Origin of the sequence: Promicromonospora sp. NPDC060271, from assembly GCF_042726755.1 — a bacterium.
Classification (GTDB): Bacteria; Actinomycetota; Actinomycetes; order Actinomycetales; family Cellulomonadaceae; genus Promicromonospora.
In genome coordinates this window covers 1-26082 of the sequence record NZ_JBHXBG010000036.1, presented here as the reverse complement: position 1 = coordinate 26082, position 26082 = coordinate 1, and the positions used below count along the sequence as shown (strand labels likewise).

The window sequence follows — 26082 nt, the reverse complement described above, 5'->3', positions numbered from 1 at the left end:
TCCCCGGAAATGCAGCGATGGTCCGGTCAGAAACCAATTCGGACACCCTGAAGGTGACGAAGGACGGGAGTTCGATGATCTCGCTCAATCACGTATCCGTCGACTACGGCGATATCAAGCCCTTCGACGACGTGTCGCATACATTTGTTGCCGGAACGACGGCGGTCACCGGCCCGAGCGGCAGCGGAAAGAGCACCCTGCTCCGGCTGATCGCCGGCCTGCAGAATCCGACGGCGGGGTCCGTGGAGATCGACGGGGAGCCGGTCGGCCGGACGTCGTGGTTCACGGCGGGGGATCCACGCGTGTCGGTGATCTACCAGGACTACCGGCTGGTGCCGTTCCTGACGATCGCGCAGAACCTGAGCCTGGCCGTCGAGGCCCGCGGAGCGACAAGCTCCGCGGACCAGATCGAGGTGGCGCTGGTACGCGTCGGGCTGCCGTCGTCGATGGCCGACCGGCTGCCGGGCTCGATGTCGAGCGGCGAGCAACAGCGAGTGGCCATCGCCCGAGCGCTCGCGGTCGAGAGCCCGGTGCTCGTGGCCGACGAGCCGACGGGCGCCCTGGACGCCGACAACACCGCGCGGATCACCGATGTACTCCTGGAGCTCGGGCAGAGCGGCGACCTGACAGTGATCGTCGCCACCCACGACCTGAGCGTGGCCGAGCGGATGGACCAGCGGATCAACCTGGGCGCGGGTCTCCACGTGGCAGCCGCATGAGCGGGCGGGTCTCGGGTGCTCGGTTGGTCGTCGCCTACGTGCGGCATCGTGGCGTCCAGGTTCTGGTCTTCGCGCTGCTGGGCTTTCTGCTCGCAGCCGCGGCGGTAGGCCCGGCCACCGTTCGCGCCAGCGCAGCGGCGGCCGCCGCCGAATCGCTCCGCGCGGAGCTCAGCCAGCGTACGTTCGCCCTTCAGACGAACAATCCGGAAGTAATCGACCACCTGGACGGCCTGCCCGAGATCGGCCCGGTCCAGGACGGTGTGGGCGAGGTCGCGTCGGGGGACGCCTCGGCACCGGTGGCGGTTCGGACGACGACGGACCCCCAGCTTCAGCTCGGAGTGCTGAGCGCCGGAGAACACCCGGACGAGCCAGGCGAGCTGTCGATCTCCGAGCCCGTGGCCGAGGCGCTCGGCGTGGCCATCGGCGACACCGTGTCGGTTCGGTCGGACGACGACGAGGCAGCGGGGCTGGTCGTGGGATACGTCCGCGACCCGGCCAACGGAGCGGACAACACGATCATCAGGGTCGTTCACGACTCGCCGTCATTCCACCCGACCCGCTGGCTGAGCAACGCGGACTTCTACACCTATCCGGAGCTGCGGCAGGCGCTCGACCGGCGCTCCGCGACGTATCAGCCCGTCGAATGGCTCTTGTTCAGCGCGGAGGTCAACTCCCCGCAGCTCCTCAGGGCGCTGGCATACGTTCCGGCGGGTGCTGGGATCCTTGGCGGAATTCTTTTCCTCTCTCTGGTCGCCGCGCTGGCGCGCACCTGGGCCTCCGACGCCGGGACTCTTGTCGCCGCCGGGCTCACGCCCCGCAGCGCGTGGCGACACATCCTGTGGACCAGCCTCGGGTCGGTTCTCCTGGGCGTGACCGCGGGCTCCTGGGCCGTGCTGGCGGGAATCTGGCTGGCCAGGGCAGAAGTCTCCGCATGGCTCGGCCAGAGCTGGGGCCACGTGGTCATTCCGTGGTCGCAGGTCGCCCTCGTCACCGGAACGGTGATGCTGGCCGCGGCCCTGAGTGTCCCCGTCGCGCGCTACCTGCCCAGGCTGTGGTCCTGGCGCCCCCGACCCACCAGAGCCCGACGCCGGTGGCTCGTTCCGGTCGCCGGAGCGGTCGCCGTCGCCGGAGCGATCGTATGGTTGATCGCCCTGCGCGCGAGCTTCGCGGTGGTCGACGATCCCACGGCGCGGCTCGCGCCGATCGGTGCGGCCGTCGTGCTGCTCCCGGTGCCGATCATCTTCGGGGCCTTGCTCGGGCGCGCGTTTCCGGGCGCCATACGGTCGCTGTTCTCCGGTTTCGCGCGAGCGATGTGGGTGCCCGCCGCAGTCGTGGCGACCCTCGTCCTTGCCACTGGCCTCTGGTCGGCGCAGACCACCCATGACGCGAACCGGGGCGAGTCCATGTCGCCGCTACCCGTGCCCGCCGGATCCTTCGTGATCAGCTCGATGCCCGATACGGCGATCCCCGCCCTGCGGGAGCTCTACGGCGACCTCGGCGGGCATGACGTCGTCGCCTACGAGATCCCCGATGCCACGGACGGGAACCTCCGTGTCTCGTCGCCCGGCACGCTTCGATGCATGATCGACTCGGGCGTGACGACGATCACCGAGGTTCCGCCAGAGTGTTATGACTCGCCGGTCGCGGCGCCGATCAACACGGTCCTCCTGGGGCCGCCAGGTTCCGATGCGCAGGCGGAGGGTGGGCTGGTCGCGGAGGACGCCGTAGGGCTCATGTGGTTCTCGCGCGATACCGGGTCGATAACCCGTACCGGGACGACCGACGCCCAGCCGGGGGTGGGGCTCGGCGGCAACCTGCCCGGGCTCGTGGTGCCCGCCGACGGCACGGTCGCCCAGGAGTACGACCTGGAACCCAGCGGGATGAGCGAGGTGATGCTCACCGACTTCCACCGGCTCTCTCCCGAGGACCAGTACACGCTCCGCGCCGGGGTGCTTCGCCTCGCGCCGGGTGCGGAGCTGGCAGACGGGACGAGCCGGACGGGGTTCGACCGGATGCGCACGCAGGCCGACGTCGTGAGCGCGGTCGGGGCCGTCGCGGCGGGAACCGTGCTCCTTCTCGGGGGTGGGCTGGCCGTCCTCGCGCAGCGGCTCACCTGCAGAACCCTGGTCGACGTGGGCTTCTCGCCCGCCCGCAGGGCGGTGCTGGCACTGTGCTGGTCGCTGGTGCCGGCGCTCTCCGTGGGCCTCGCGCTGGCGCTCACCTTCCTGACGGTCTCGGTCGGCGGCCGCGTGCTGGACGTCTCCTTCGGCGCGCTCTGGTACCTGCCGGGGATCGCGGCCGTCGTGGCGAGTGGCATTCTCTGGTTCTTCTTCTACCGGGCACCCGAGCAGGGCCGCCACTGAGTCCCACCCCCCGACGTCCTGACCACCAGACCATGTCCGCATATCACCCTGCGCACCGCCTACTCTTGCCTTCGGCGGCTCGACGCGGAGGTATGTGCGGACATGGTCTGGTTTCAACTGCTCGGCCACGTCTCGGCCCGGAGCGAGCGTGGTCCGGTCCCGCTCGGCTCGGCCCGCCAGCGAGCGGTGCTGGCTGCGCTGCTGGTCGAGCCCGGCACGCATGTCTCGCTCGATCAGCTCGTCGAGCGGGTATGGGGCACGACGCCGCCACGCAGCGCCCGGCAGACGTTGCACAGCTACGTGTCCCGGCTCCGGAGCGTGCTCGACGACCACGACGGGCCGCTCCTGGAGCGCCGCTCCGGCGGCTACGTCCTGGAAGCGGACGACTCCACGGTGGACCTTCAGCGCTTCCGTACGCTCGTCGCGCAGGCCAGACGAACGGACGGCGACACGGCCGGCGCACTGTGGCAGGAAGCGATGGACCTGTGGCGAGGCCGGCCGTTCGCCGACCTGGACAGCGACTGGCTGCGGTCGACGGCGGTCAGGCTCGAGGCGGAGCACCTTGCGGCGGTCCTCGACCACAACGACCTGCTGCTGAGCTCCGGACAGCACGCGCGGCTGCTGCCCGACGTGACCGCCGCGGCAAGGACCCACCCGCTCGATGAACGCCTCGCCGGCCAGGTGATGCTTGCTCTGTACCGGTGCGGACGGCAGTCTGACGCACTCGCCCACTACCGGCTGCTCCAGGAGCGCCTGGCGGACGAGCTCGGCAGCGACCCCGGTCCTGAGCTGCGCGAGCTGCACCAGCGCATCCTCCGGCACGACGCCGAGCAGGCCGCGCCGGACGGCGCACCGGATGCGGGCCGGAGCGCCCCGGCGTCCGGACCGTCGCCCGCCCCGCCCGCACGCTCGGCGTCCGCCGCCACGGCCGACAGGCCGCCCCGCCCCGCACAGCTACCCCTCGACGTCACGGGGTTCACCGGGCGTTCCGAGGACCTGCGGCGCCTGGACGAGCTGCTGCTGCCCGGCGCTGACGACGGCCGCGCGGGGCAGACCGTGGTGATCACCGCGATCCGGGGTACCGCGGGTGTCGGCAAGACGGCGCTCGCGGTGCACTGGGCGCACGGGGTCGCCCACGACTTCCCCGACGGGCAGCTCTACGTGAACCTGCGCGGGTACGACCCGGAGCAGCCGATGCGACCGGCCGATGCGCTGGCCCGCTTCCTCGCGGCGCTCGGTGTCCCGGAGCGGGACATCCCCCTGGACGACGACGAGCGGGCCGCCCGGTACCGCAGTGAGCTCGCCGACCGCCGCATGCTGATCGTGCTCGACAACGCGGGCAGCGTGGCCCAGGTGCGACCGCTGCTCCCGGGCAGCGGTGCCTCGACCGTGGTGGTCACCAGCCGGGACAGCCTGGCCGGCCTGGTCGCGGTGCACGGTGCCCACCGGATCGACCTCGACCTGCTCCCTGCCGCTGACGCCGCCGACCTGCTGCGGCGGCTGATCGGCGACCGGGTCGATGCCGATCCGGTAGCCGCCGGCCTGCTCGCCGAGCAGTGCGCCCGTCTTCCCCTGGCGCTTCGGGTCGCGGCGGTGCTGGCGACGTCGCAGCCGGACCGGCCCTTGGCCGACGTCGTGGCGGAGCTGGCCGACCGGCAGGAGCGGCTCGAGCTGCTCGACCCGGGCGGCGATCCCTACGCAGCCGTCCAGGCGGTCTTCTCGTGGTCGATCCAGCATCTCCCTGAGCAGACGGCACGCATGTTCCGACGGCTCGGCCTGCACCCGGGACCGGACATGGACCCGTACGGGGCGGCCGCACTGGCGGGCACTGATCTGGCGACCGCTCGCCGAGCACTGGAACTGCTCGTCGGCGCCCACCTCCTCCACCGGACCGGCCCTGGTCGTTACGGCATGCACGACCTGCTGCGCGCCTACGCCGCTCGACTGGCGGCCACCGAGGAGACCGGCGAGGACCGAGACGCGGCGGAGGACCGGCTCCTCGGCTACTACCAGGCCGCGGTCTTCGCCGCGGTGGACACCCTGTACCCGGCCTCGGTGCACTACCGGCCGGACACCACCGCGCTGCTCACGCCGACACCCGACCTGGCTGGGCCGAGCGCCGCGCGCGACTGGCTGCGGGCCGAACACTCCTGCCTGTTCGCGATCGTCGAGCACGCTGCCGCCCACCAACGGTCCGGGTACGTCGTCGGGCTCGCTCGGATGCTGCATCGCTACCTGAGCAGCAGCCACACCGTCGACCTGATCACGATCAACACCCATGCCCTCGGCGCCGCCGAGCGCGCGGGTGACCTCGACGGGCAAGCCCATGTACTTCGTCAGCTCGGCGTGGGGTATGTGCGAGTCAGCCGGTACGACACGGCCGTCGACCACTACGACCGTGCCCTTGCCCTGTTTCGGCAGACCGGCGACGACGTGATGGGAGAGGCTCTCACGCGGATCTACCGCGCCAACGCGGACTATCAGCGCGGTGACCCCAAGACGGCTCTGGAAGGTCACAACCAGGCGATCGCCATGGCCCGGCAGGCCGGCGACCGGTTCATCGAGGCGGTCGGGCTCACCAACCTCGCGGTGATCCAGGGAAGGCTGGGGCACGACGCAACGTCCTACGACTCCTGCCAGCAGGCCCTCGTGATCTTTCGGGATCTCGGCAGCCTGTACGACGAGGCCGTCGCTCTGCACAATCTCGCGAACGTAGAGATGAGGAGGGGTCAGTACGTCACGGCGATCGAGCACCTACGTCGGTCCCTGGCCGTCGCCGAGACGCTGGACATCGTGGTCATCAAGGCGACCGTCCTGGACACGCTCGGCATGCTCTACCTCCGCCTGGAGGAGCCGGATCGGGCGACCGAGACCTTTCAGCAGGCGCTGACGCACAGCCGCGAGATCGGTGACAGCAACAGCCAGGCCTGGTCCATCAACGGACTCGGTGAGGCGGCCCAGCTTGCCGGCAGCCCCGCCTCCGCCCTGACGTTCCACACGGAAGCGCTCGAGGTCGCCACGGCGATCGGCGTCCGCTATCAGCAGGCTCGCGCGCACGCCGGCATAGGACACGCACACCGGGCAGCGGGCGATCGCGTCCTGGCCCGAACCCACTACGAGCACGCCCACGCCATCTACACCGACCTCGGTATGCCCGAGGCCGAGGAGATGCGCGCCACGCTGGCGGAGGTGTCGGCGGCGTGATCACGTCGCCAGGTGCCCGCTCCGCCAGGGACTACCTCAGGCGGTGCCGGCCCGCGTTGCCCGGCGTGCGCCACAGCATCCCCGCGACGCTCTGCCGCACGCCGGGCGGCACCACGTCGGCCGGCATGATGCGCGCGATCCGCCGCGCCGGCGACGCGGCGACCTTGCGGTGGACGTACGGGTAGAGGGCACGGAGCCGGTCGAACTCGGCGCGGGTCCCGGCGTCGTCGTGCCCGGGGAGGGAGTCGAGGGCGGCCCACGTGTCATCGGCCAGCGCACGCAGCGGCGCGGGGACGGGCACGTCCTGCCAGGTGGCGGCGGCGTGGTGCAGCGCGGGGTCGATGAACGCGTCCGCCCGGGCCACCGCTGCAGCGTCACCCGGGTGGATCATCGGCAGGTCGAGCGTCGCCGCCGCGGAAAATACCGGCTCGTCCCAGCGGCGGACCAGGTCGCCGTAGCGCACGAAGGCCCGGGGAACCGTCCGGGTGGTGAGCTCGGTCCCGAGCATCAGGTTGATCCACCCCGACACCCGGTCGACCAGCCCCCCGCCCTGGTAGAAGGCGGCCCTGCTGCCCGCCACCTCAGCGGGCGGGCGCAGCATCGTGATGCACGACGCCGCGGCTCCCGCCGACGCGGCGGCCTCCTGCCAGAGCTCGAAGAACCAGAGCAGCCGCGGATCCTTGATGACGAGGTTCCCGTGCTGCCGGACCTGGGCGGTGAGCCACTCCTGGATCTGGCCGCGCGCGCCCCCTTCGATGCTCGCCCGGTCGACGAGGTGCCACGCGATGGGCCGCGCGTCCGAGGCCTGGACGCCGGCCGCCCGCAGTATGCCGTTGTGGAAGTCCACCACCCACTGCGGCTCGGAGAAGCCGCGCGCGCCGGCGGCGTCCGACGCGACCTCCGGCCCCGGGACATGCAGCCCGAACTCGCGCAGCACCCCGGTCAGCATGCTCGTGCCGCTGCGACCGGAGCCGGTGACGTAGACGACTCGGACCGGGGTGCTCACCGGCGGTCAGCCGCCAGGATCACCGGCGTGCCGTGCACGACGGGGGCCCACTCGGTCGCCTCGTCCAGCGCGTTCAGGTCGTACCCGTGGGCGCGGATCCGGTCCCCGAGATGCTCGTTGACGACGTTGCGGTAGCGGGGGAGCAGGGCGGCGTCGGTGACGTCGCGGAGCAGGTCGGCGCGGGGCGTCCCGCGCCGCGAGCCCAGGTTCCCGACATGGCTCCGGACACGTCCGGCCAGCTCCGCCCGCCCGCCGGTCCGCCACAGCTCGGCGTAGCGGTTGCTGCGTCCGGCGTCGACGGCGCCGATCGCCGCGGTGTCGAGCTCGATGCCCAGGAACTTGGCGACCCGGCCGAGCTCCCGCTCGGGTTCGCGCATCAGGTGCTCGTACCGCAGCACGAGCAGGTTCTCGATGTGCAGCGCGTCCTCCGCGAACACGTCGTGCGCGTGCACCCAGTGCTCGACGAGCCTGGGGAAGCCGTAGGTGAACCGCCCACGGGTGCTCGTGGCCCACTTGCGCACGGCCAGCGCCTGCACGATCGGGTGCCGCGTCACGACGACGAAGCGGGCCCTCGGGAAGATCTCCTGGAAGTAGCGCATCTTCGTCAGGTTGGGCGGCGACTTCTCGACGAGCACCGCGGCGTCGAGGTCCCAGTAGGGCGACCAGCTCGCCCAGAGCCGCGCCCCGGCGTCGGGCACGCGGCGTGCGTCCTCTTCGGTGAGGTGCGCCTGCGGGTGAAACGACCATTCGGACGTATTGCCCAGATTGCCGACGAATGTGTCCTGAATATGCTGGCCTTCGTCCATCACGGCGCCCGTTCCCGTCAGTCCGGAAGCGTCCGGGCTCGCGCTGATTATCCGGGCGACAAGGGCGGTCCCGCTGCGATGAAGGCCACCGACGAAGGTGATGCGACGGTCATACCAGGGCGTGCTGCTCGTGCGCGTACCGGACATCGGGAACCTAAGCTGATCGGCTGAAATGGGATCGCCGGCGCCCCGCAAGATATGCGAGGAATATGCCGCGTGCGACCTGAATCGTCCGGTCGCCACGACATTCCGAACTGCAGGACGGCGGCTGTCACCCCAGGATGGTGCCGCACCGCCACACGGGCATATCACGGGGGAAAAGGAAATGGCAGTGAGCGCGGCTCGGCCTGCTCGATCGGCTCGGACGGCATCGGCCGGGGCGCCGGAGCGGAGACCCGCGGGCTTCCGTGCGGACGTCCAGGGGCTCCGGGCGGTTGCGGTCCTCGCGGTCATCGCCGACCACGTGATCGGCTGGCCGCGGGGCGGGTTCGTCGGCGTCGACGTGTTCTTCGTGATCTCCGGGTTCCTCATCACCGGGCTTCTCCTGCGGGAGCACGAGCGCACCGGGACCATCTCGTTCTCCGCCTTCTACGTGCGCCGGGCCAAGCGGATCCTCCCTGCGGCAGCCTTCGTCCTGCTCGTCACGGTTTGTGCGTCGTTCGCCCTGCTGGGCGCCGAGCGGTTCCGGAGCGTCGTCGGCGACGCGCTCTTCTCCTTCCTCTTCGTCGGCAACTGGCACTTCGCGCGCGAGGGCGTCGACTACTTCCAGGAGTCCCTGCCGCCGTCCCCGCTCCAGCACTACTGGTCGCTGGGGGTCGAGGAGCAGTTCTACCTGGTCTGGCCATGGCTCCTGCTCGGGTTGCTGACCGTCGGCGCGCGGCACCCGGGCTGGCGGCGCGGGCACGCACGCGCGGTCGCGGGTGTGGCGGTCGGCGTGCTCTGCCTGGGCTCCCTGGCCTGGGGCCTGGCCGAGACGACGGCGCAGCCCACCTGGGCGTACTTCACCACGTCGTCGCGGGCCTGGGAGCTGGGCGCCGGCGCGCTCGTCGCCGTCCTGTCGACGCGGCTGGGCATCGGCTCGATGCGCGTGCGCTCGGCGCTCGCCTGGCTGGGGCTGTCCGGTATCGCCGCGGCGATCCTGGTGACACCCGAGGGCGAGGGCTTCCCCGTGCCCTGGGCGCTGCTGCCTGTGCTGTCCACGGTGCTCGTGATCGCGGCGGGCGTCGGCGGCCCGGTGGCGCTCTGGCCGCTCACGCACCGCGCGGGCCAGTACGTCGGCGAGATCTCCTACAGCCTGTACCTCTGGCACTTTCCGGTGGCGATCCTCCTGCTCGCCCTCGTGCCGCAGGGTTCAGCGGCCTACCTCGTGCTCGCGCTCGGCCTCACGTTCGCGCTGTCGGCGGCGTCGTACCGCTGGCTGGAGGCGCCCGCCCGCCGCGCCGCGTGGTTCCGGCGCCGCGGCCCGCGCGCCCGGCTCGTGCCGCGGGCCGGGTGGTACCGGTACGCGACGGCGTGCGCCGTCGTCGTGCTGCTCGGGGCCGGGGGCTTCGCCGCGGCCAGGGCGGCCGCCCCACCCCGGCTCGCGCTGCCCGACGCCGTCCTGGCCGGCAGCACCGCCGCCGACCCGACCGACTGCGTCGGTGCCGCCGCGCTCGACCCGCGGCACGACTGCGTGCTGAACACGGGGACCGCCGTGGCGCCCGACCCGGCCGGTGCCTCGTACGACACCGGCGGCGCCTTCGCCTGCTACTCGTACCAGGGCGAGCCCATGAAGACCTGCACGTTCGGCAGCGACCGGCCAACGGCGACCCGGGTAGCAGTGGTCGGCGACAGCCACGCCGCACAGCTCGTCCCGGCGCTGGAGCCCCAGCTCGACGCCGCCGGCTGGCGGGTCGACACCTACGTCGGCAACGGCTGCCGGTGGCGCCTCGTCGAGCGCGACCCGCTCTGCCCCGGTCTGCCGAAGATCCAGGAGGCGCTCGAACGAGGCGGGTACGACGTCGTCGTGACCACGGCCTCCCGGGCGCACGACGAGGTGGCGCGCGAGGACTACGTCGCCGCCATGGCTCCCGTCGCCCGGAGCGGCACCGAGGTGGTCGTCCTGGAGGACAACCCCGACGCCGACGCCGGCTCCACGCGCTGCGTGGCGGCGGTGGCCTTCACCGTGGACGACGGCTGCGGGACGCCGGCCGGCCGGGCGCTCGCCGCACCGGACACGCTCGCCGCGGCAGCCCGCGACGTGCCGGGCGCGCACGTGGTGGACCTGACCGACCTGTACTGCGCGGCGGGCGAGTGCCCGTCGGTGATCGGCAACGTGGTCGTCTACCGCGACACCGGCGGGCACATCACCGGGACCTGGGCCAGGACGCTGGGACCGTACGCGGTCGAGCGGATCCAGGCAGCGCTGCGGGGGTGACCTGCTCCGACCTGCGGTATCGGAGCGCTGCCCGCATGATGGGTCTCGACCGCGAGCCAGGGGGGCACGGATGATGCGTCCGGAAGACGGCGCGTACCTCGCAGGGCTGCGCTCCGCCACCACCACCGTGCTGGCCGACACCATCGGCCCGGGTCCCGTGGCGCTCCTCGACGCGCCCAACCAGCGCAACGTCGGCGACTCGCTCATCTGGGCCGGCGAGCTCGCATACCTCCGGCGCCTGGGCATCGAGATCCGGCACGTGAGCGACCTGCGCGGCTACGTGGCGGCGGACGTCCGCGCGGCCATGCCCACCGGCACGATCCTGATCCACGGCGGCGGCAACTTCGGCGACCTGTGGCTCGGACACCAGGAGCACCGGGAACGCATAGTGCAGGACTTTCCCGGCCACAAGATCGTCCAGCTCCCCCAGTCGGTCTGGTTCCGGTCCGGACGCCGCGCGGCCGAGGCCGACCGCGTCATCGGCGCCCACCGCGACTTCACGCTCCTCGTCCGGGACACCGCGTCGCAGGCGCGGGCCGCCGAACAGCTCCCCGGCGTCCGGGCGGCGTACTGCCACGACATGGCCCTTGGCTGGGAGCCGCCGTTCTTCGACCAGCTCGCCGACAGCACCCGGCGCATGCTCGTCCTCGCCCGCGCCGACAAGGAGAACGCCTCGGGGCTCCAGGACGTCCCGCCGAACTGGGTGCCCGGCCTGGTCGCCGACCGGACCGACTGGCGGCCCGACGCCGCCGCCGACTGGCGACACCGGGCGGCACGGCTCGTCGCGGCCCTCAGCCACCAGCGCGCCCGGGTGGGCCGCCGGGTGCCGCTGCCGGCGCTCGGCGCCGCGAACAAGCCGGTCGCTGCGGCGCTCGCGGCGATCAACGCGGTGAACATCGACAGCGGCGTGCTGCTCTTCGCGCCCGCCCGCGGCGCCGTCGTCGACCGCCTGCACGCGCACGTCATGGCCACGCTGCTGGGCGTCGAGCACATCCTGCTGGACAACAGCTACGGCAAGCTGCGCGCGATCTACGACGACTACACGGGCAAGTTCAGCACCGCCCACCAGGTGTCCGGCCTCGACGAGGCACGCGAGCTCGCCGCCCGGCTCTGGGGGGCCTGATGCTCGCGTTCGTGACCTCGCTGCGCCACCCGCACAACTCCGCGGACTACGGCCGGGTGGAGGAGCTGCTGCGGCTCACGCTCGGGTCGCTCACGGCGCAGACCAGCGACGACTACCTGGTGTTCGTCGTCGGCAACCGCGCGCCGGAGATCCGGCCCGAGCTCGCCGAGCGTGTGCGGTTCGTGCCCGTCGACTTCGCGGCGCCCGAGGCGGCGGACGGCCCGCACGCCGGCCGGTCGCAGTTCGTCCGGGACAAGGGCAGCAAGATCGGCGTCGGGCTGCTGGCCGCGCGGCCGTACCGGCCCGACCACGTGATGATCGTCGACGCCGACGACTTCGTGCACCGCGGCCTCGCGGAGTTCACCGCGCGGCACCGCGACCACCCCGGCTGGGTGGTCGACCGGGGCTGGGTGTACTCGCGGGCCCGGTCGGTCTACCGACGTCAGCCCGACTTCCACCGGACGTGCGGCAGCAGCTTCGTCGTCCCGTTCGAGGCGTACGGGGTACCCGGCGACCTCTCCGTCACCGCAACGCAGGACGAGGTCCTCGCGGGGTTCGGCGACCGGGTCGAGAACGTCATGGGCGCGCACCGGCACGCCCTCGAGTGGTACGCGCGCCACCAGGGAAGAGTGCTCGAACCCCTGCCGTTCCGCGGCGCCGTCTACCACGTCGACACGGGGGAGAACCACTCCGGCAAGCGGCTGCGCGGCCTCGCCAGGCCGCTCGACCCGGAGTTCGCCGCGCGGTTCGGCCTGCCGCCGGTCCGCCGGACGACCGCGGCGCTGTGGTCCGCCGTCGGCCCCCGGGCGGTGGCGGAGACGGCGCTGACGGTGGGCCGCCGGACGCTGGGACCGGTGGTCCGCCGGGCGCTGACGGCGGGGGGACGCGCGTGACCGTCGAGGTGGTGCACTGGAACCCCCGACGGCCGGTGGTGCAAGGAAAGCTCGGCAGGCTCCTTCCCGTACGGCGCCGGGTCAACAACTTCGGCGACCTGATCGGCCCGGCGCTCGTCGAGCACATCCTCGCCGCTCGCGGCGTCGATCAGGCGCCCGGGAGTGCCCGCAGGCTGCTCACGGTCGGCTCGATCCTGCACCTGGCCGCGCCGGGCGACGTCGTGTGGGGCTCCGGGATCAACGGCAAGGAGGCGTACCTGCCGCCCGGCCTGGGGCTGGACGTGCGCGCCGTCCGTGGGCCCATCACGCACCGGCTCCTGCGTGAGGCGGGCATCGCGGCGCCGCGCGTCTTCGGCGACCCCGCGCTGCTCTGGAGCCGGTTCTGGCCCCGGGAGAGCTACGCCGACGGCGAGTGGCGGCCGGTCGGGTTCGTGCCCAACCTGCACGACTGGGCGCGGCACCGCGACGACCCACGGACGATCGCGCCGCGGGGCGACCCGCATGCGATCGCCGGGCAGATCGCCCGGTGCGACCTCGTGGTCGCGACGTCCCTGCACGGCATAGTGCTCGCCGAGTCGTTCGGCATCCCGGCCCGGCTGGTCCCGCCGTCGGCCGAGCCCATGCACAAGTACCACGACTACTACGCCGGGACGGGGCGCGAGGAGTTCCGCGTCGCCGCGTCCGTCGACGAGGCGGTGGAGCTGGGCGGCGTCCGCCCGCCGGTATGGGACGGCGACGCCCTGCTGGCCGCCTTCCCGCTCGACCTGTGGGCGTGAGGCCCGCGGCGTGACCCGACCGAAGTCAGTTGTCCGTCCTGTGCGCGCCGGGCGGAGACCGGGCATTCCGTCCTGTGGTGATCGCCGGTATTGTCCGCACTTGTGTCCCCAGCACGCTGTACGACGTCGTCCGCGTCCCGGCCGGGGCGTGCCCTGCGCGGGGCAGCCGCCCGCGCCGTCCTGGGCGTCGCGGTGGCCGCCTGCCTGACGGCGTGCGCGGGGCTCCTCACCCCGGGCGCCGAGCCGATGCCCGCGCCGGGGATCGCACCCGGGGTGGTCGCCGAGGCTGTGCCCGTCCGGCTGGCGCCTGCTCCTGGGCCCTCCTCGGTGGGCCCGATCAGGGGGAAGCACACCCAGGAGGCCGCGGCGGTGGACGTGCAGCCGGCGCCGAGCGGTTCGGCGTCGCGCGGCGCGGACCGGACGCCGGCTCCCGGGTCGGGCGACGACGCGGGGTCGGGCGGCACCGGAGGCGGCTCCGGCGGGGGCGATGACGGAACGGGCGGTTCCGGCGGTGGCGGGGGCGCCGGCGGCGGCGAACCCGACCTGACCGACGCCGTGCAGTACGCGGCGGCCCTCGAGGACGCGGTCAACGGCCATCGCACCGGCGCCGGCCTTGCCGCGCTGGCGCACGACACCTGTGCCTACGACGTCGCGCTCGACCGGGCGCAGGCGCTGATCGGCAAAGAGCTGGCGCACGCGCCGCTCGAGCCGATCTTCGAGGCCTGCCCCACCTCCGCGGTCGCGGAGAACCTGGCCAAGGGTGGGTGGTCACCACCCGAGGCGGCACAGGGCTGGATGGACTCGGCGGGGCACCGCGCCAACATCCTGAACGGCGACCTGACCAGGGGTGCCGTCGCCTGCGTGCCCGACGGCGGGGACCCCGCCGCACCCGTCATGATCTGTGCCCACGTGTTCCTGGGCTGAGCGGTGGAGGCGGCGGCAGGACGTCGGCGGACGAGCGGCGCGGCGCCTCGGCTTGTGCGCACGCGCCGCGCGGTGTCGAATCGACCCCGTGCTCCGCGCCCTGACCCGCCTCGCGATCCCGTTCCTGCTCACCACCGCGCTGCTGACCGCCTGTACGACGGAACCGTCCGGTGATCCGTGGGGTGCCGAGGCGACGCCCGGCCCCTCGCCGACCTGGACGCCGTCCGGCAGCGTGGACCTGGCCGACCCGGAGCAGTACGCGGCAGCCCTGGAGGAAGGCGTGAACGCGGCTCGTGCCCAGCGGGACGTACCGCCGGTGGAGCACGACGAGTGCCTGGCCGCCGTGGCCGTCGAGCGGGCCGGTGCGCTGATCGGTGCGCCGAAGCTGGTCCATGCGCCGTTGGAGCCCGTACAGGAGAGCTGCCCTGGCGCGTTCGCCGCGGAGAACCTCAGCCGCACCGCGAACCCGCCGCAGGACGTGGTGCAGGCCTGGCTCGACTCGCCGTCGCACCGGGAGAACCTCGTGGCCCCCGACCTGCTGCGCGGTGCGATCGGCTGCGTCAGGGACGGCGGTACGACCGCGGCACCCGTGCTGACGTGCTCTCACGTATTCCTCGGTTGATCACCCGGTTGAGCCGGACGAGAGAGCATGACTCTCCCCACACCCTCCTCGGTACCCGGTCGAGGTGACCTGGTGCGCCCGTTATGGTGATCCGCGCACCCGTCCGGAACGACCGCAGGAGAAAAATGGCGCAGGCGACGACCGCCGCCGTCGAGCGACCCGACGAACCGGCTCCGGAGCCCCGCAGCCCCGGGACCGGCGCGGCTCCCGCCGGCCCGGGTGCCGGCCACGCGTTCCGCACGGACATCAACGGGCTCCGGGCGGTGGCCGTGCTCGCCGTCGTCGTCTTCCACGCGGGGATCGCGATCCCCGGCGGCTTCACGGGCGTCGACATCTTCTACGTGATCTCCGGCTACCTGATCAGCTCGCTGCTGCTGCGTGAGGTGGACCGCGCCGGCAACGTCGACCTCGTCGAGTTCTGGACCCGCCGCATGCGGCGCCTCGTGCCCGCGCTCGCGTTGGTCGTCGCGGTCACGCTGCTCGCGAGCCTCCTGGTCCTGTCGCCACTGGTCTGGGGGCGGCTCGCCGGGCACGCCGCGTCGGCGATGCTGTTCGTCTCCAACCTGGTCTTCCCCTACCAGGGGCAGAACTACTTCACCGACTCCGTGACCCCGAGCCCCTACCTGCACACCTGGTCGCTCGGCATCGAGGAGCAGTTCTACGTCTTCTGGCCGCTGCTGATCCTGCTGGCGGTCGCCGTGGCCCGCCGCACCCGCGTGCCGGCCCGCCGCATGCTGCAGCTCCTGTTCGCCGGAACGTTCGTCGTATCGCTCGCCACCTCCGTCTGGCTGACGGCGACGGCCCCCGACTGGGCGTTCTACGTGCTGCCGACCCGGGCCTGGGAGTTCGCGGGCGCCGCACTCGTCGCGACCCTGCCCTGGAACCGGCTCGCCGAGCTCTCCCGGCTGCGGCCGCGGCTGCTCCGAGCCCTGCTCGGCACCGCGGGAGTCCTGCTGCTTGCGCTCTCGTTCGCGTTCGTGCACGAGAGCGACCCGTTCCCCGGCACGGTCGCCCTGCTGCCCGTGTGCGGTGCGCTGCTCGTGCTCGCCGCAGGCAGCATCCCCGCGGACGGGACCTGGGTGGACCGGCTGCTCGGCCTGCCGGCACTGCAGCGGATAGGCGACGTCTCCTACTCCTGGTACCTCTGGCACTGGCCGTTCGTGGTGCTCACCACCGCGGCGGTGCAGGACGACGCGATCTGGATCAAGGTGCTCGCGACGCTCGCCGCGTTCGGCGCCGCCGTCGCCACCTACCGCTGGGTCGAGAACCCGGTCCGGTTCAGCAGCGCCATGAGGTCGTGGCGCCGCACCGCCGCCGTCACCGTGGCCATCGGGATCGTCGTCGGCGGCCTCGCCGTCGGCGTCCGCACCGGCGTCGGCGCCGTGCTGGAGCGCGAGCCGTACGCCACAGCGGTCGAGGTCGGCGCCGAACCCGAACCGTACGGGTGCACCGAGACCGTCCCGACGACGTCGGGCGTCGACGTCTGCATGCTCGGTGACGTCGACGCGAAGACCACCGTGCTGCTGCTCGGCGACTCCCACGCCATGCAGTGGGCCCCCGCGTTCGACGCCGCGGCGACCGACGCAGGCCTGCGCCTCGCCGTCCGCTGGCGCCACGGCTGCCCCGCCGCCGAGGTCAACGTGTACCAACCCGCCGAGCGCGGGCCGTGCGGCGACTTCCAGGCCGAGTCCGTCGGCGTCGTCGAGGACCTGCGGCCCGACGCCGTCGTCGTCAGCCAGGCGCAGATCTACGGCGGCCGCATGGAGCACGCCGACGGCACCGGCATGACCGCCGACGAGACGCACGCCACCTGGGCGGCCGCCAACGACAAGCTGTTCGCGCACCTCACCGCCGTCACACCGAACGTCGTGGCCGTCAAGGACAACCCGCAGCTCGACGTCGACCCCCTCGACTGCCTCACCCGGCCCTTGTCCTGGCTCGGCGACTGCGACATGTCGCGCACCGAGGCCGAGAGCTCGAACGGCGACCTCCCCCGGATCAGCGCCGGGATCTGGAAGAAGTACGGTGTTCCCACCTGGGACGGCGTCTGGTCACAGACGTGCGACGCGGAAAGTTGCGGCGTCGGCGACATCGACCACCCCGTCTACCGGGACTATCACCACCTCAGCAACGACTACGTGCTGACCCAGGTGCGGTCGGTGGAGCAGATGCTCAAGGCCGCCGTCCGCGGCACGCAGGCCCGTACCATCGGGTGACGAAATCGGGTAACGAAGGGCAACATCGGACCATGGCTCACGACCAGGCCCAGGCGCGGGGCGCCGTCGACCGGTTCTTCCGGATCAGCGAACGCGGGTCCACGGTGTGGACGGAGGTGCGCGGTGGGCTCGTCACCTTCTTCACGATGAGCTACATCGTCGTGCTGAACCCGCTCATCCTCGGCAACGTGCCCGACGGGACCGGCCAGTTCCTCGGCGGCGGGACCGACGGCGGCGACCTCGCCGCGATCGCCGCGGCGACCGCCCTCGTCGCCGGCGTCATGTCCATCCTCATGGGCGTTGTCGCCAACTTCCCGCTGGCGCTCGCGGCGGGGCTGGGCCTGAACGCCGTCGTCGCCTTCTCCGTGGCGGCACTGCCGGGCATGACCTGGGCCGACGCCATGGGCATCGTGGTGCTGGAGGGCCTGGTCATCCTGATCCTGGTGGTCACGGGCTTCCGGGAGGCCGTGTTCCGGGCCGTGCCGCGCGAGCTCAAGATCGCCATCAGCGTGGGCATCGGCCTGTTCATCACGTTCATCGGTGTGTACGACGCCGGGTTCGTGCGCATCCCCGCCTCGCTGGCGACGCCGACGGAGCTCGGCATGGGCGGCTCGCTCGGCGCCTGGCCGCTGCTCGTGTTCGCGTTCGGGGTGCTGCTGGCCGCCGTCCTCATGGTGCGCAAGGTGCGCGGCGGGATACTCATCGCGATCGCCGCCTCGACCGTGCTCGCCGTGGTCATCGAGGCCGTGGCGCAGATCGGCCGACGCGCCGAGGACAACCCGGGTGGCTGGTCGCTCAACGTCCCCGCGCTGCCCGACTCGGTGGTGGCCCTGCCCGACTTCTCGCTCATCGGGCAGTTCTCGCTGTTCGGCTCGTTCGAGAAGATCGGCCCGATCGCCGTCGTCCTGCTGGTGTTCACGCTCCTCATCGCCGACTTCTTCGACACGATGGGCACCATGGTCGCCATCGGCGGCGAGGCCGGGCTGCTCGACGAGAAGGGCAACCCGCCGCGCACCACCCAGATCCTGATCGTCGACTCGATCGCCGCGTCGGCGGGCGGCATGGGGTCGGTGTCGTCCAACACGGCGTACGTCGAGTCGGCGTCCGGCGTCGGCGATGGCGCCCGCACGGGCCTCGCCGCGGTCACGACGGGTGTGGCGTTCCTGCTGACGACCTTCCTCGCGCCGCTCGTCACCGTGGTGCCGCACGAGGCCGCCACGCCCGCGCTGGTGATCGTCGGGTTCCTCATGGTCGTCCAGGTGACGGGCATCGACTGGAAGAACCTCGAGGTCGCGATCCCCGCGTTCCTCACGATGGTGCTCATGCCGTTCGCGTACTCGATCACGGTGGGCATCGGGGCGGGCGTGATCTCGTACGTGCTGCTCAAGCTCGCCGTCGGCAAGGCCCGCAAGGTGCACCCGCTGCTGTGGGTCGCGGCGGCCCTCTTCGTCGTCTACTTCCTGCTGGGCCCGATCCGCGCGGCGGTGGGCATCTAGCGAACCGGCCTGGCCCTGCGGCCCTCGGCCGGGCTGAGCGATTACGCCCAAACCTCGGCCCTCCCCGGGGCACAATCACACAGTCCCGCGTCGTGTCGGCCGGACTGAGCGATTGTGCCCCGGGGAGGGCCGGGATCTGGGCACAATGGCTCGGCGTGGTGCCGGGAGCGGGGCGCGGTCACGACAGCGCGATGCAGGATCTGGCGGCGGTGTATCGGCCGGGGCGCCAGCCGTGGCTGGCCAGGACCGTCGCGACCTTCCCGCCGACGCCGCCCGGTTGCTCGTTGTCCTGGGGCTTGAAGCGCAGCATGATCACCTGCCCGGATGCCAGCAGCTGGTTCTGCCGTGCGGCGTCCTGAACCAGCGCCCGCGGAGTGCTGTGCGGACCGACACCGTCGATCTCGACCACGAGCCAACGTCCGTCGGGCAGGCGCCATCCCATGTCGACGCGTGCGACGACGACACCGTCCCGGGTGAAGCGGACCTGGAGGTCGTCGGGCGGTACACCGTTGTCGTGGCACGAGAGCCGCGCGGACGACTCCGTGACTCCGAGCGGCCGTCGACGATCCCGAACAGGTCAAGGAGCTGGGCCGAGCCGCGGCGGCGCCGGACTACCAGCTCGCGCAGGCCCGCAAGGCGGGCGCCGTCGAACCGGTGGCGCCTCGCGAGGTCGTCGAGCACTGCGAGGGCGTTGGGACGCGGGAGCTTCGGCAGGGCCTGCGCCGCTGCGTGGTCGAGCTGGGCCACCGCGCGGCCGCTGATCGTCACCGTGGGAAATGGTGGGTACCTCACGACGGCGACGCCGTACCGGGTACGCCGCGGGGATCGGTCCGGGCGCGCGATCTCCAGGGGAAAGTCGCGAGGGAGCCCGGACACACCGTGCAGGACCAGCGCGCAGCACCCTGTCGCGATGGCGTCCGAGCAGTGCACGAGCAGGGCGAGCCAGGTTCGCCATCGGGCAGCATGCTCGAACCAGTCGTCCCGCGTCCTGCTGTGGAGGGGTTCGGGGCAGGTGTCGACGACGGCACGAGCAGGGCTGCTCCAGCGAAGCTGCCGGATCATCCGGCGTCGGATCTCTCGCTCTATCCCGAGCTCCTCGCACTGGTCGGTGGAGAGGAGACCGGACTGCCGGCGGATCAGGGGCATTGCGCGGCTCGGAATCTGGAAGACCTTTGTCATGTGCCCACCCCAGCAGCGCCGGGCAGGGCAGATCCGGACCGGAGCACCGTCCTGTGCACAACAGGCTGAGAGAGGCCCCTGTGGACGAGCTCGGAACACTGTGCCGCCGTCGCCCGGTACCGCATGCGACACGGACGGATCTCTCCCGGAAAACGCGGTGCCCCAGACGCCAGACCGAGCGGTCCTGCCCGAACCCTCCGCCGTTTCCGGGCACAATCACTCGTTCCGGCCGACCCGACGCGGCACTGTGTGATTGTGCCCGGAACCAACGGAGGGTTTGGGCACGGTCGCTCAGCGCGGGCACCCAACCTCGCCCGTTGGACGTCAGGCCGCCAGGGCCTGACGGTTCGGTTCGGGTTCTGCGTCCGGGTAGGTCACCTGGAGGTACGGGCGCGGGATGCGGTGCGAGCGGGAGAGCCGGGCGCGCACGCGCACGTGCCACGTCCGGTACGCCCACACGGTCGCGGCGAGGGCCACGAGCAGGGTCGCCACGGCGCCGATCAGCACGGCGTACCGCGGGCCGAACGTCTCGCCGACCCAGCCCACCACGGGGGAACCGAGAGGCGTGGTGCCGAGTACCACCAGCACGTAGATCGACATGACCCGGCCGCGCAGCTCCGGGGCCACCGAGAGCTGGATCGCCGCGTTGGCCGAGGTCAGCATGGTCAGGGACGCGAAGCCGACGGGGATGCACATCAGGAGGTAGCCGAGGTAGGTCGGCATGACCGCCTGGATCCCCATGGCTGTCGCGAACGCGAAGGCGGCGCCCAGCACGAGCCGCACGCGCGGCCGTTCCCGCCGGGCGGCCAGGAGCGCGCCGGCGAGCGAGCCGATCGCGAGGACCGAACCGAGGATGCCGTACTCGCTCGCGCCCCTGCCGAACTCGACGCGCGCCATCATGGCCGACGTGAGCTGGAAGTTCAGGCCGAACATCGAGACAACGCCCATGACGACCATGATCACGACGATGTCGCTCCGGCCGCGGATGTAGGCGAGACCCTCGCGGATCTGGCCCTTGGCACGCGACGCGACCGGCAGGGCCCGCAGGTCGCGCATCCGGGTGAGCGAGATGATGACGGCACCGAACGCGATGCCGTTGATGACGAACACCCAGCCGCTGCCGACGGCGGCGATGAGCAGGCCGGCCACTCCGGGCCCGATGAGCCGCGCGGCGTTGAAGCTGGTCGAGTTGAGGCCGACGGCGTTCGCGAGCCGCTTGGTCGGCACGAGCTGGGCGACGAAGGTCTGCCGGACGGGCCCGTCGATCGCGCTCACGACGCCCAGCAGGGTCGCGAAGCCGTACACGTGCCACAGCTCGGCCGCGCCGGACAGCACCAGCGCACCGAGCCCGAGGCCCAGCACGCCCATGCCCCCCTGCGTCAGCATCAGGAGCTTGCGGCGGTCGACGCGGTCGGCGAGCAGGCCGGCCCACGCGGACAGGAAGATGTGCGGGATGAACTGCAGTGCGGTGACGATGCCGACGGCGACACCGGAGTTGTTGGTGAGGACGGCCAGTACTACCCAGTCCTGCGCCACGCGCTGCATCCAGGTGCCGATGTTGGCGACGAGAGCGCTGGCGAACCAAAGGCGATAGTTGCGGTACTTCAGGCTGGCGAAAGTTGCGCTCATCGAGCGGCGATCCGGATCAGGAGCTCGCTGGCTCCTGCAAGGATCTCTCTCTCCTCTCCGGTCAGGGTGGACAGCTGTTTGGTGAGCCAGGCGTCACGGCGACGCCGGGTCTCGGCGACCTCGCGCGAGCCCGCCGCGGTGAGCCGGACGACCACCTGCCGGCGGTCCGTCGCATGCTCCACCTTCTCGACGAGACCGAGCTCGGCCAGGGTGTTCACGGCGCGGGTCATCGACGGAGGCCGGACGCGCTCGTGCTCGGCGAGGGACCCAGGGGACATCTCGCCGTGCTTGTGCAGCACCGTGAGGATGCCGAACTGGCCCTCGGGGAGGTCGGCCTCGCCTCGTTCGGCGCGCAGCCGACGGGATATCCGGGTGAGGGCGACACGGAGGTCGCCGCCGACCGTGGCCGGGCTTCGGCTGGACCTGCGGGGGCTCGACACCGAGCCATTCTAGGTCATTAGCCTTGCTAACGGTACGTGGGTGTGGTCACACCTCGGCGGGTCCACGAAGTAGAGCGCCTGTCCGAGCCTCCCCGGCGACAACCGGGGGACTCGGACAGGCGCTCTACTTCGCGGACCTGCCGAGGGTCAGAGCGCGCGGTTCGTCTGCGCGAACTGAGCGGGACCCGGCTGCAGGTCCTGCTGGACGGTCTCGAACCGACGGCCCTGCTCGGTGTGCGCCTTGAGCCGGTTCTCGAACTCGGCCTGGGTGCGCAGCTCGTCCTCGGTGGGCCAGAGGCCGATACCGAGGATGAGCAGGAACGTCACGACGCTCACCGCCATGACGAGCGGCACGAGAAGCTGCATCGTCGAGGCGCCGGCGGGAACGTTGTTGATCGGGTTGATCACGGAGACCCCGGCCATCCCGGTGTAGTGCATGCCGGTCACGGCAAGCCCCATCACCAGTGTGGCCACGATCGTGGCGAGCGTGCCGCGGATGTGCACCGTGCACCACAGCGCGGCGGTGGCCGCGACGACGGCGATGACGATCGAGGCGATGACATAGACCGGGTTGTAGACGACCTCCGCCGACATCTCCATCGCTTCCATGCCCATGTAGTGCATGGCCGCGACGCCGGCGCCCGCGAGGGCACCACCGACGAGCATCGCCGGGAGCTTGCGCTTGCCAAGCTCCGTGATGAAGAGGCCCGCACCCACGACGACGATGGCGATCGCCGCGCTCAGGAGGGTCTCCGGAATGTTGTATCTGATGGTCACGCCGGATGCGGAAAATCCCAGCATGGCGACGAAGTGCATCACCCAGATGCCGGTACCGCCCAGGGCTATGGCGCCGAACACGAGCCACGCCGCGCGCGTGCCGCCCGATGCTGCTCGGGCGCGAGACGTGCACGCAAGGCCCGTCGCTGCGCCGGTACACGAGATCGCGTACGCCAGCAACGGCGTCACGATCCCGAAGGTGAAGTGGTCGATCACTGGCATGGTGTTGAACAGCCCCTCGAATGGTTCCCTAGGATGCCGAAACGTTACAGAGTCCCCACGGCTCGGACAATAGGCTGAACTCCCCGTCCAAGGGATATTGCGGACGTGATCGCGCTGGTCAGGAAGCTTCGACGACGTAGTCGACGCAGGCGGTGAGCGCCGCGACGTCGTCCGGGTCGACCGCGGGGTACATGCCCACCCGGAGCTGGTTGCGCCCCAGCTTGCGGTAGGCGAACACGTCCTGCATGCCGTTGGCGCTCAGCTCGGAGATCACTCGTCCCGCGTCGATCTCCTCGGCGAGGTCGATGGTGCCGACCACCGCCGACCGCTCCTCGGGGCGCGCGACGAACGGCGTCGCCCACTCCCGCGAGTCGGCCCAGGAGTAGAGGATCTCGGCGGAGGCCGCACAGCGCTTCGCGGACCACTCGAGCCCGCCCTGGTCGATCAGCCACTCGACCTGGTCGGCCAGGAGCAGCAGCGTCGCGACGGCGGGCGTGTTGAGCGTCTGGTCCTGGCGCGAGTTCTCGACGGCGGTCGTGAGCGACAGGAACTCCGGCACCCAGCGGCCCGAACCCTCGAGCCGGGCGGCCCGCTCGACGGCCGCGGGGGACAGGACGGCGAGCCACAGGCCGCCGTCCGCGGCGAAGGCCTTCTGCGGCGCGAAGTAGTAGGCGTCGGTCTGGCTCAGGTCGACGGGCAGGGCCCCGGCCCCGGAGGTCGCGTCGGTGAGCACGACGGCGCCGTCCGGCCCCGACGGGCGCAGCACCGGCGCCATCGCACCCGTTGAGGTCTCGTTGTGCGGTGTGGCATAGGTGTCGACGTCCGCGGCGGGCTCGAGGTAGGCGACCGTGCCGGGCTCCGCCGAGATCACCTGGGAGGGCTCGAGGAACGGGGCGCGCGACGTCGCGGCGGCGAACTTGCCGCCGAACTCGCCGAACGCCGCGTGCTGCACCTTGCGCTCGACGAGGCACAGGGTGGCGACGTCCCAGAACGCGGTGGCGCCGCCGTTGCCGAGCACCACCTCGTATCCGTCGGGCGCGCCGAGCAGCTCCGTGACACCCTCACGAATACGGCGCACCAGGTCCTTGACCGGCGCCCGCCGGTGTGACGTGCCCAGCACGTGCGCGTTCGCCACGAGATGATCCACCTGTCCCGGGCGCACCTTGGAGGGACCGGAGCCGAATCGGCCGTCGGCGGGCAGCAGGTGTGGCGGGATTGTCAGTGGCACAGAACTAGACTAGAACCTGGGCCGACGCCCGGGCCGCACGTGTCCAGGGCGACTGGGCGGCTGGGCGCATGACGGGAGCTGACGTGACGGATCTGATCGACACCACCGAGATGTATCTCAAGACGATCTACGAGCTCGACGAGGAGGGCATCACGCCCCTGCGCGCGCGCATCGCGGAACGACTGGGGCACTCCGGTCCGACGGTGTCGCAGACCGTCGCGCGCATGGAGCGCGACGGCCTCGTGATCGTGACGGGCGACCGGCACCTCGAGCTCACCGAACTGGGCCACGACAAGGCGAGGCGTGTGATGCGCAAGCACCGCCTCGCGGAGCGGCTGCTGACCGACGTCATCAAGCTCGACTGGGAGCACGTGCACGTCGAGGCGTGCCGCTGGGAGCACGTGATGAGCGACCTGGTGGAGAAGCGCCTCGTCGGGCTGCTCGACCACCCGCACCACGACCCGTACGGGAACCCGATCCCCGGTCTTTCGGAGCTCGGTGAGGAATACACCGACGTGCCGTTCCTGACCGGCGTGATCTCGCTGCCTTCGGCGTTCGAGGCGGCGGCGAAGAAGGGCATCAAGGGTGAGCCGCTCGCGGCGTCGCTCACTCGTATCGCCGAGCCGCTGCAGACGGACATCGAGCTGCTCGCCCGCCTGTCCGAGGCCGGCCTGGTGCCGGGCTCCCGCATCACGGCGGAGCACAGCGGCGGGACCTACACGGTGGCCGTCGACGGCGCCGGTGCGGCGCTCGAGCTCGGTGAGGACGTGGCCCGCCACCTCTTCGTCGCGACGGCCTGAACTGGTCCGCGGCCGTCCGGTCGCAGCCCGGCTTGTCGCCCGATTTGTCGGAAAGGTAGCGCCCCTCGCGCGACACGCTCTGGCACTCGTTGCCGGAACGTGACATCGAGGGTGAGGTCCGGTACGTTCGGACCGCTCCCACGGAGTTATTCGTGGGGGTCCTCGGACGGACGCCGAACTCTGTCACCGGCCGGGGCCCCAAGACGACCGCATGACAGAGGCGGGGGACCCACCAACGGGCGCCAGGGCGCGTCCTCGGGGTGAAGCCGGGCATTCCTTCGGGACTGCACGGCCGGGTGATTTCTCCCACCCGAACCCGACAGCTGACCTCGAAGGCGTTCAAGGAGAGGTACTACGTGACTGCACGTACGACTCGCGCCCGCCATCGGGCTGCGCGACGACCAGTGACACCGCTCACCGAACTTGCTCAGAACGCCGCGGTCGGCCGCCGCACCGCGGTCGCAGCCGCTGGTGGCGCGCTCCTCGTCTCGACCTTCGGTGGCGCGCTGGTCGCCCAGGCGGCTCCGGTGGAGACCGGCCACGCGAAGATGAACTCGGTCGACCTCAACGCGCTGGCGACGCAGGCCCGCGAGGCGCTGTCCAACGCACCCGTCGTGTCGGTCGCACCCGACGCGGAGCTCAACGTCGAGAAGTCCGCGGTCTCCGTGGTCTCCGCCGCGGAGAACGAGGACTACCAGGCAGAGCTCGCCGCCAACGAGGCGGCAGAGGCCGCTGAGGCTGCCGCCGCCGAGGCTGCTGAGGCCGCCGAGGCCGCCGCCAGCGCCGCCTCCTCGGTCGACATCCCCGCTTCCGCGATCGGCAACTCCGTGATCTCGATCGCGAGCCGCTACATCGGCGTCCCGTACGTCTCCGGAGGCTCCAGCCCGAGCGGCATGGACTGCTCCGGCTTCACGAAGTACGTCTTCGGGCAGCTCGGTATCGAGCTGCCCCACTCGTCGTCGGCCCAGGCCGGCTACGGCACCCAGGTGCCGGCGTCCCAGGCTCAGCCGGGCGACCTGATGTGGACCCCCGGGCACGTCTCGATCTACGCCGGCGGCAACACGATGATCGACGCGTCCAAGCCGGGCACCGTCGTCGACTTCCGCCCCATCTGGCAGTCGAACCCGACGTTCATCCGCCTGGGCTGACCTCAGCCGCGTAGGACCACAGCAGAGATTCGCGAAGTAGAGCGCCTGTCCGAAATTCCCTGGTGTCGCCAGGGAGCCTCGGACAGGCGCTCTAC

At 71.7% G+C, this 26082-nt stretch carries 20 protein-coding genes and 1 riboswitch; of the genes, 13 read left to right on the top strand and 7 right to left on the bottom strand.

The genetic code is table 11. From position 1 onward, the window contains the following. Window positions 1-74: 74 nt before the first annotated feature. The 3 genes from ACFWE2_RS08255 to ACFWE2_RS08245 all read left to right on the top strand — a co-directional run bounded on the left by ACFWE2_RS08255 (window position 75) and on the right by ACFWE2_RS08245 (window position 6286). Window positions 75-719, top strand: coding sequence for an ATP-binding cassette domain-containing protein (locus tag ACFWE2_RS08255; protein ID WP_377223731.1), 645 nt, complete (start codon window positions 75-77; stop codon window positions 717-719). Beyond that, window positions 716-3082 (top strand): hypothetical protein, encoded by a 2367-nt coding sequence (locus ACFWE2_RS08250; protein WP_377223730.1) that lies wholly within the window; start codon window positions 716-718, stop codon window positions 3080-3082. The genes ACFWE2_RS08255 and ACFWE2_RS08250 overlap by 4 nt, the downstream gene beginning before the upstream one ends. Window positions 3083-3184: 102 nt before the next feature. Continuing rightward, a complete protein-coding gene (locus tag ACFWE2_RS08245) occupies window positions 3185-6286 on the top strand; it encodes a tetratricopeptide repeat protein (protein WP_377223729.1) in 3102 nt (1033 codons plus the stop codon). 31 nt (window positions 6287-6317) lie between these two features. Here ACFWE2_RS08245 and ACFWE2_RS08240 read toward each other — a convergent pair whose 3' ends face one another. Both ACFWE2_RS08240 and ACFWE2_RS08235 read right to left on the bottom strand, forming a co-directional pair. After that, complete coding sequence (locus ACFWE2_RS08240) at window positions 6318-7292, bottom strand: sulfotransferase family protein (RefSeq protein WP_377223728.1); 975 nt, start codon at window positions 7290-7292, stop codon at window positions 6318-6320. After that, the gene (locus ACFWE2_RS08235) at window positions 7289-8245 is read right to left on the bottom strand and encodes a sulfotransferase family protein (protein ID WP_377223727.1); all 957 of its coding nucleotides are present in this window, start codon (window positions 8243-8245) and stop codon (window positions 7289-7291) included. The genes ACFWE2_RS08240 and ACFWE2_RS08235 overlap by 4 nt, the downstream gene beginning before the upstream one ends. 184 nt (window positions 8246-8429) lie before the next feature. On the opposite strand from ACFWE2_RS08235, the gene ACFWE2_RS08230 reads away from it, so the two are divergent. From ACFWE2_RS08230 to ACFWE2_RS08195, 8 genes are all read left to right on the top strand, one after another. Continuing rightward, window positions 8430-10514 carry an acyltransferase family protein gene (locus tag ACFWE2_RS08230; protein WP_377223726.1) on the top strand — a complete coding sequence of 695 codons (2085 nt, stop codon included), beginning with the start codon at window positions 8430-8432 and terminating at the stop codon, window positions 10512-10514. Window positions 10515-10584: 70 nt separating this feature from the next. Then, window positions 10585-11637 carry a polysaccharide pyruvyl transferase family protein gene (locus tag ACFWE2_RS08225; RefSeq protein WP_377223725.1) on the top strand — a complete coding sequence of 351 codons (1053 nt, stop codon included), beginning with the start codon at window positions 10585-10587 and terminating at the stop codon, window positions 11635-11637. Next, on the top strand, window positions 11637-12530 hold the full coding sequence (locus tag ACFWE2_RS08220) for a glycosyltransferase family A protein (RefSeq protein ID WP_377223724.1): 894 nt from the start codon (window positions 11637-11639) through the stop codon (window positions 12528-12530). Before ACFWE2_RS08225 ends, ACFWE2_RS08220 begins: the two co-directional genes overlap by 1 nt. After that, window positions 12527-13306: a polysaccharide pyruvyl transferase family protein gene (locus ACFWE2_RS08215; protein WP_377223723.1), complete on the top strand. Its 780-nt coding sequence runs from the start codon at window positions 12527-12529 to the stop codon at window positions 13304-13306. Before ACFWE2_RS08220 ends, ACFWE2_RS08215 begins: the two co-directional genes overlap by 4 nt. Before the next feature lie 102 nt (window positions 13307-13408). After that, complete coding sequence (locus ACFWE2_RS08210) at window positions 13409-14230, top strand: CAP domain-containing protein (RefSeq protein ID WP_377223722.1); 822 nt, start codon at window positions 13409-13411, stop codon at window positions 14228-14230. Between the two features lie 88 nt (window positions 14231-14318). Then, the gene (locus ACFWE2_RS08205; RefSeq protein ID WP_377223721.1) at window positions 14319-14852 is read left to right on the top strand and encodes a CAP domain-containing protein; all 534 of its coding nucleotides are present in this window, start codon (window positions 14319-14321) and stop codon (window positions 14850-14852) included. Between the two features lie 125 nt (window positions 14853-14977). Next, window positions 14978-17068 carry an acyltransferase family protein gene (locus ACFWE2_RS08200; RefSeq protein WP_377223720.1) on the top strand — a complete coding sequence of 697 codons (2091 nt, stop codon included), beginning with the start codon at window positions 14978-14980 and terminating at the stop codon, window positions 17066-17068. 32 nt (window positions 17069-17100) lie between these two features. Further along, window positions 17101-18564 carry an NCS2 family permease gene (locus ACFWE2_RS08195; protein WP_377223719.1) on the top strand — a complete coding sequence of 488 codons (1464 nt, stop codon included), beginning with the start codon at window positions 17101-17103 and terminating at the stop codon, window positions 18562-18564. A gap of 178 nt (window positions 18565-18742) precedes the next feature. Here ACFWE2_RS08195 and ACFWE2_RS08190 read toward each other — a convergent pair whose 3' ends face one another. The 5 genes from ACFWE2_RS08190 to serC all read right to left on the bottom strand — a co-directional run bounded on the left by ACFWE2_RS08190 (window position 18743) and on the right by serC (window position 24039). Beyond that, on the bottom strand, window positions 18743-18973 hold the full coding sequence (locus ACFWE2_RS08190; protein ID WP_377223718.1) for a hypothetical protein: 231 nt from the start codon (window positions 18971-18973) through the stop codon (window positions 18743-18745). Window positions 18974-20067: 1094 nt separating this feature from the next. After that, window positions 20068-21372: an MFS transporter gene (locus ACFWE2_RS08185; RefSeq protein WP_377223717.1), complete on the bottom strand. Its 1305-nt coding sequence runs from the start codon at window positions 21370-21372 to the stop codon at window positions 20068-20070. Next, window positions 21369-21812: a MarR family winged helix-turn-helix transcriptional regulator gene (locus ACFWE2_RS08180; protein WP_377223716.1), complete on the bottom strand. Its 444-nt coding sequence runs from the start codon at window positions 21810-21812 to the stop codon at window positions 21369-21371. The genes ACFWE2_RS08185 and ACFWE2_RS08180 overlap by 4 nt, the downstream gene beginning before the upstream one ends. A gap of 147 nt (window positions 21813-21959) precedes the next feature. Beyond that, window positions 21960-22811, bottom strand: coding sequence for an MHYT domain-containing protein (locus tag ACFWE2_RS08175; RefSeq protein ID WP_377223715.1), 852 nt, complete (start codon window positions 22809-22811; stop codon window positions 21960-21962). 118 nt (window positions 22812-22929) lie between these two features. Further along, window positions 22930-24039, bottom strand: a complete 1110-nt coding sequence (serC, locus tag ACFWE2_RS08170) for a phosphoserine transaminase (RefSeq protein WP_377223714.1) — start codon at window positions 24037-24039, stop codon at window positions 22930-22932. Between the two features lie 83 nt (window positions 24040-24122). Here serC and ACFWE2_RS08165 point away from each other — a divergent pair, with 83 nt between their 5' ends. After that, on the top strand, window positions 24123-24839 hold the full coding sequence (locus ACFWE2_RS08165) for a metal-dependent transcriptional regulator (protein ID WP_377223713.1): 717 nt from the start codon (window positions 24123-24125) through the stop codon (window positions 24837-24839). A gap of 161 nt (window positions 24840-25000) precedes the next feature. Continuing rightward, a riboswitch (cyclic di-AMP (ydaO/yuaA leader) is annotated at window positions 25001-25193 on the top strand. 50 nt (window positions 25194-25243) lie between these two features. After that, window positions 25244-25987, top strand: a complete 744-nt coding sequence (locus tag ACFWE2_RS08160; RefSeq protein ID WP_377223712.1) for a C40 family peptidase — start codon at window positions 25244-25246, stop codon at window positions 25985-25987. The last annotated feature ends 95 nt before the right edge of the window (window positions 25988-26082 follow it).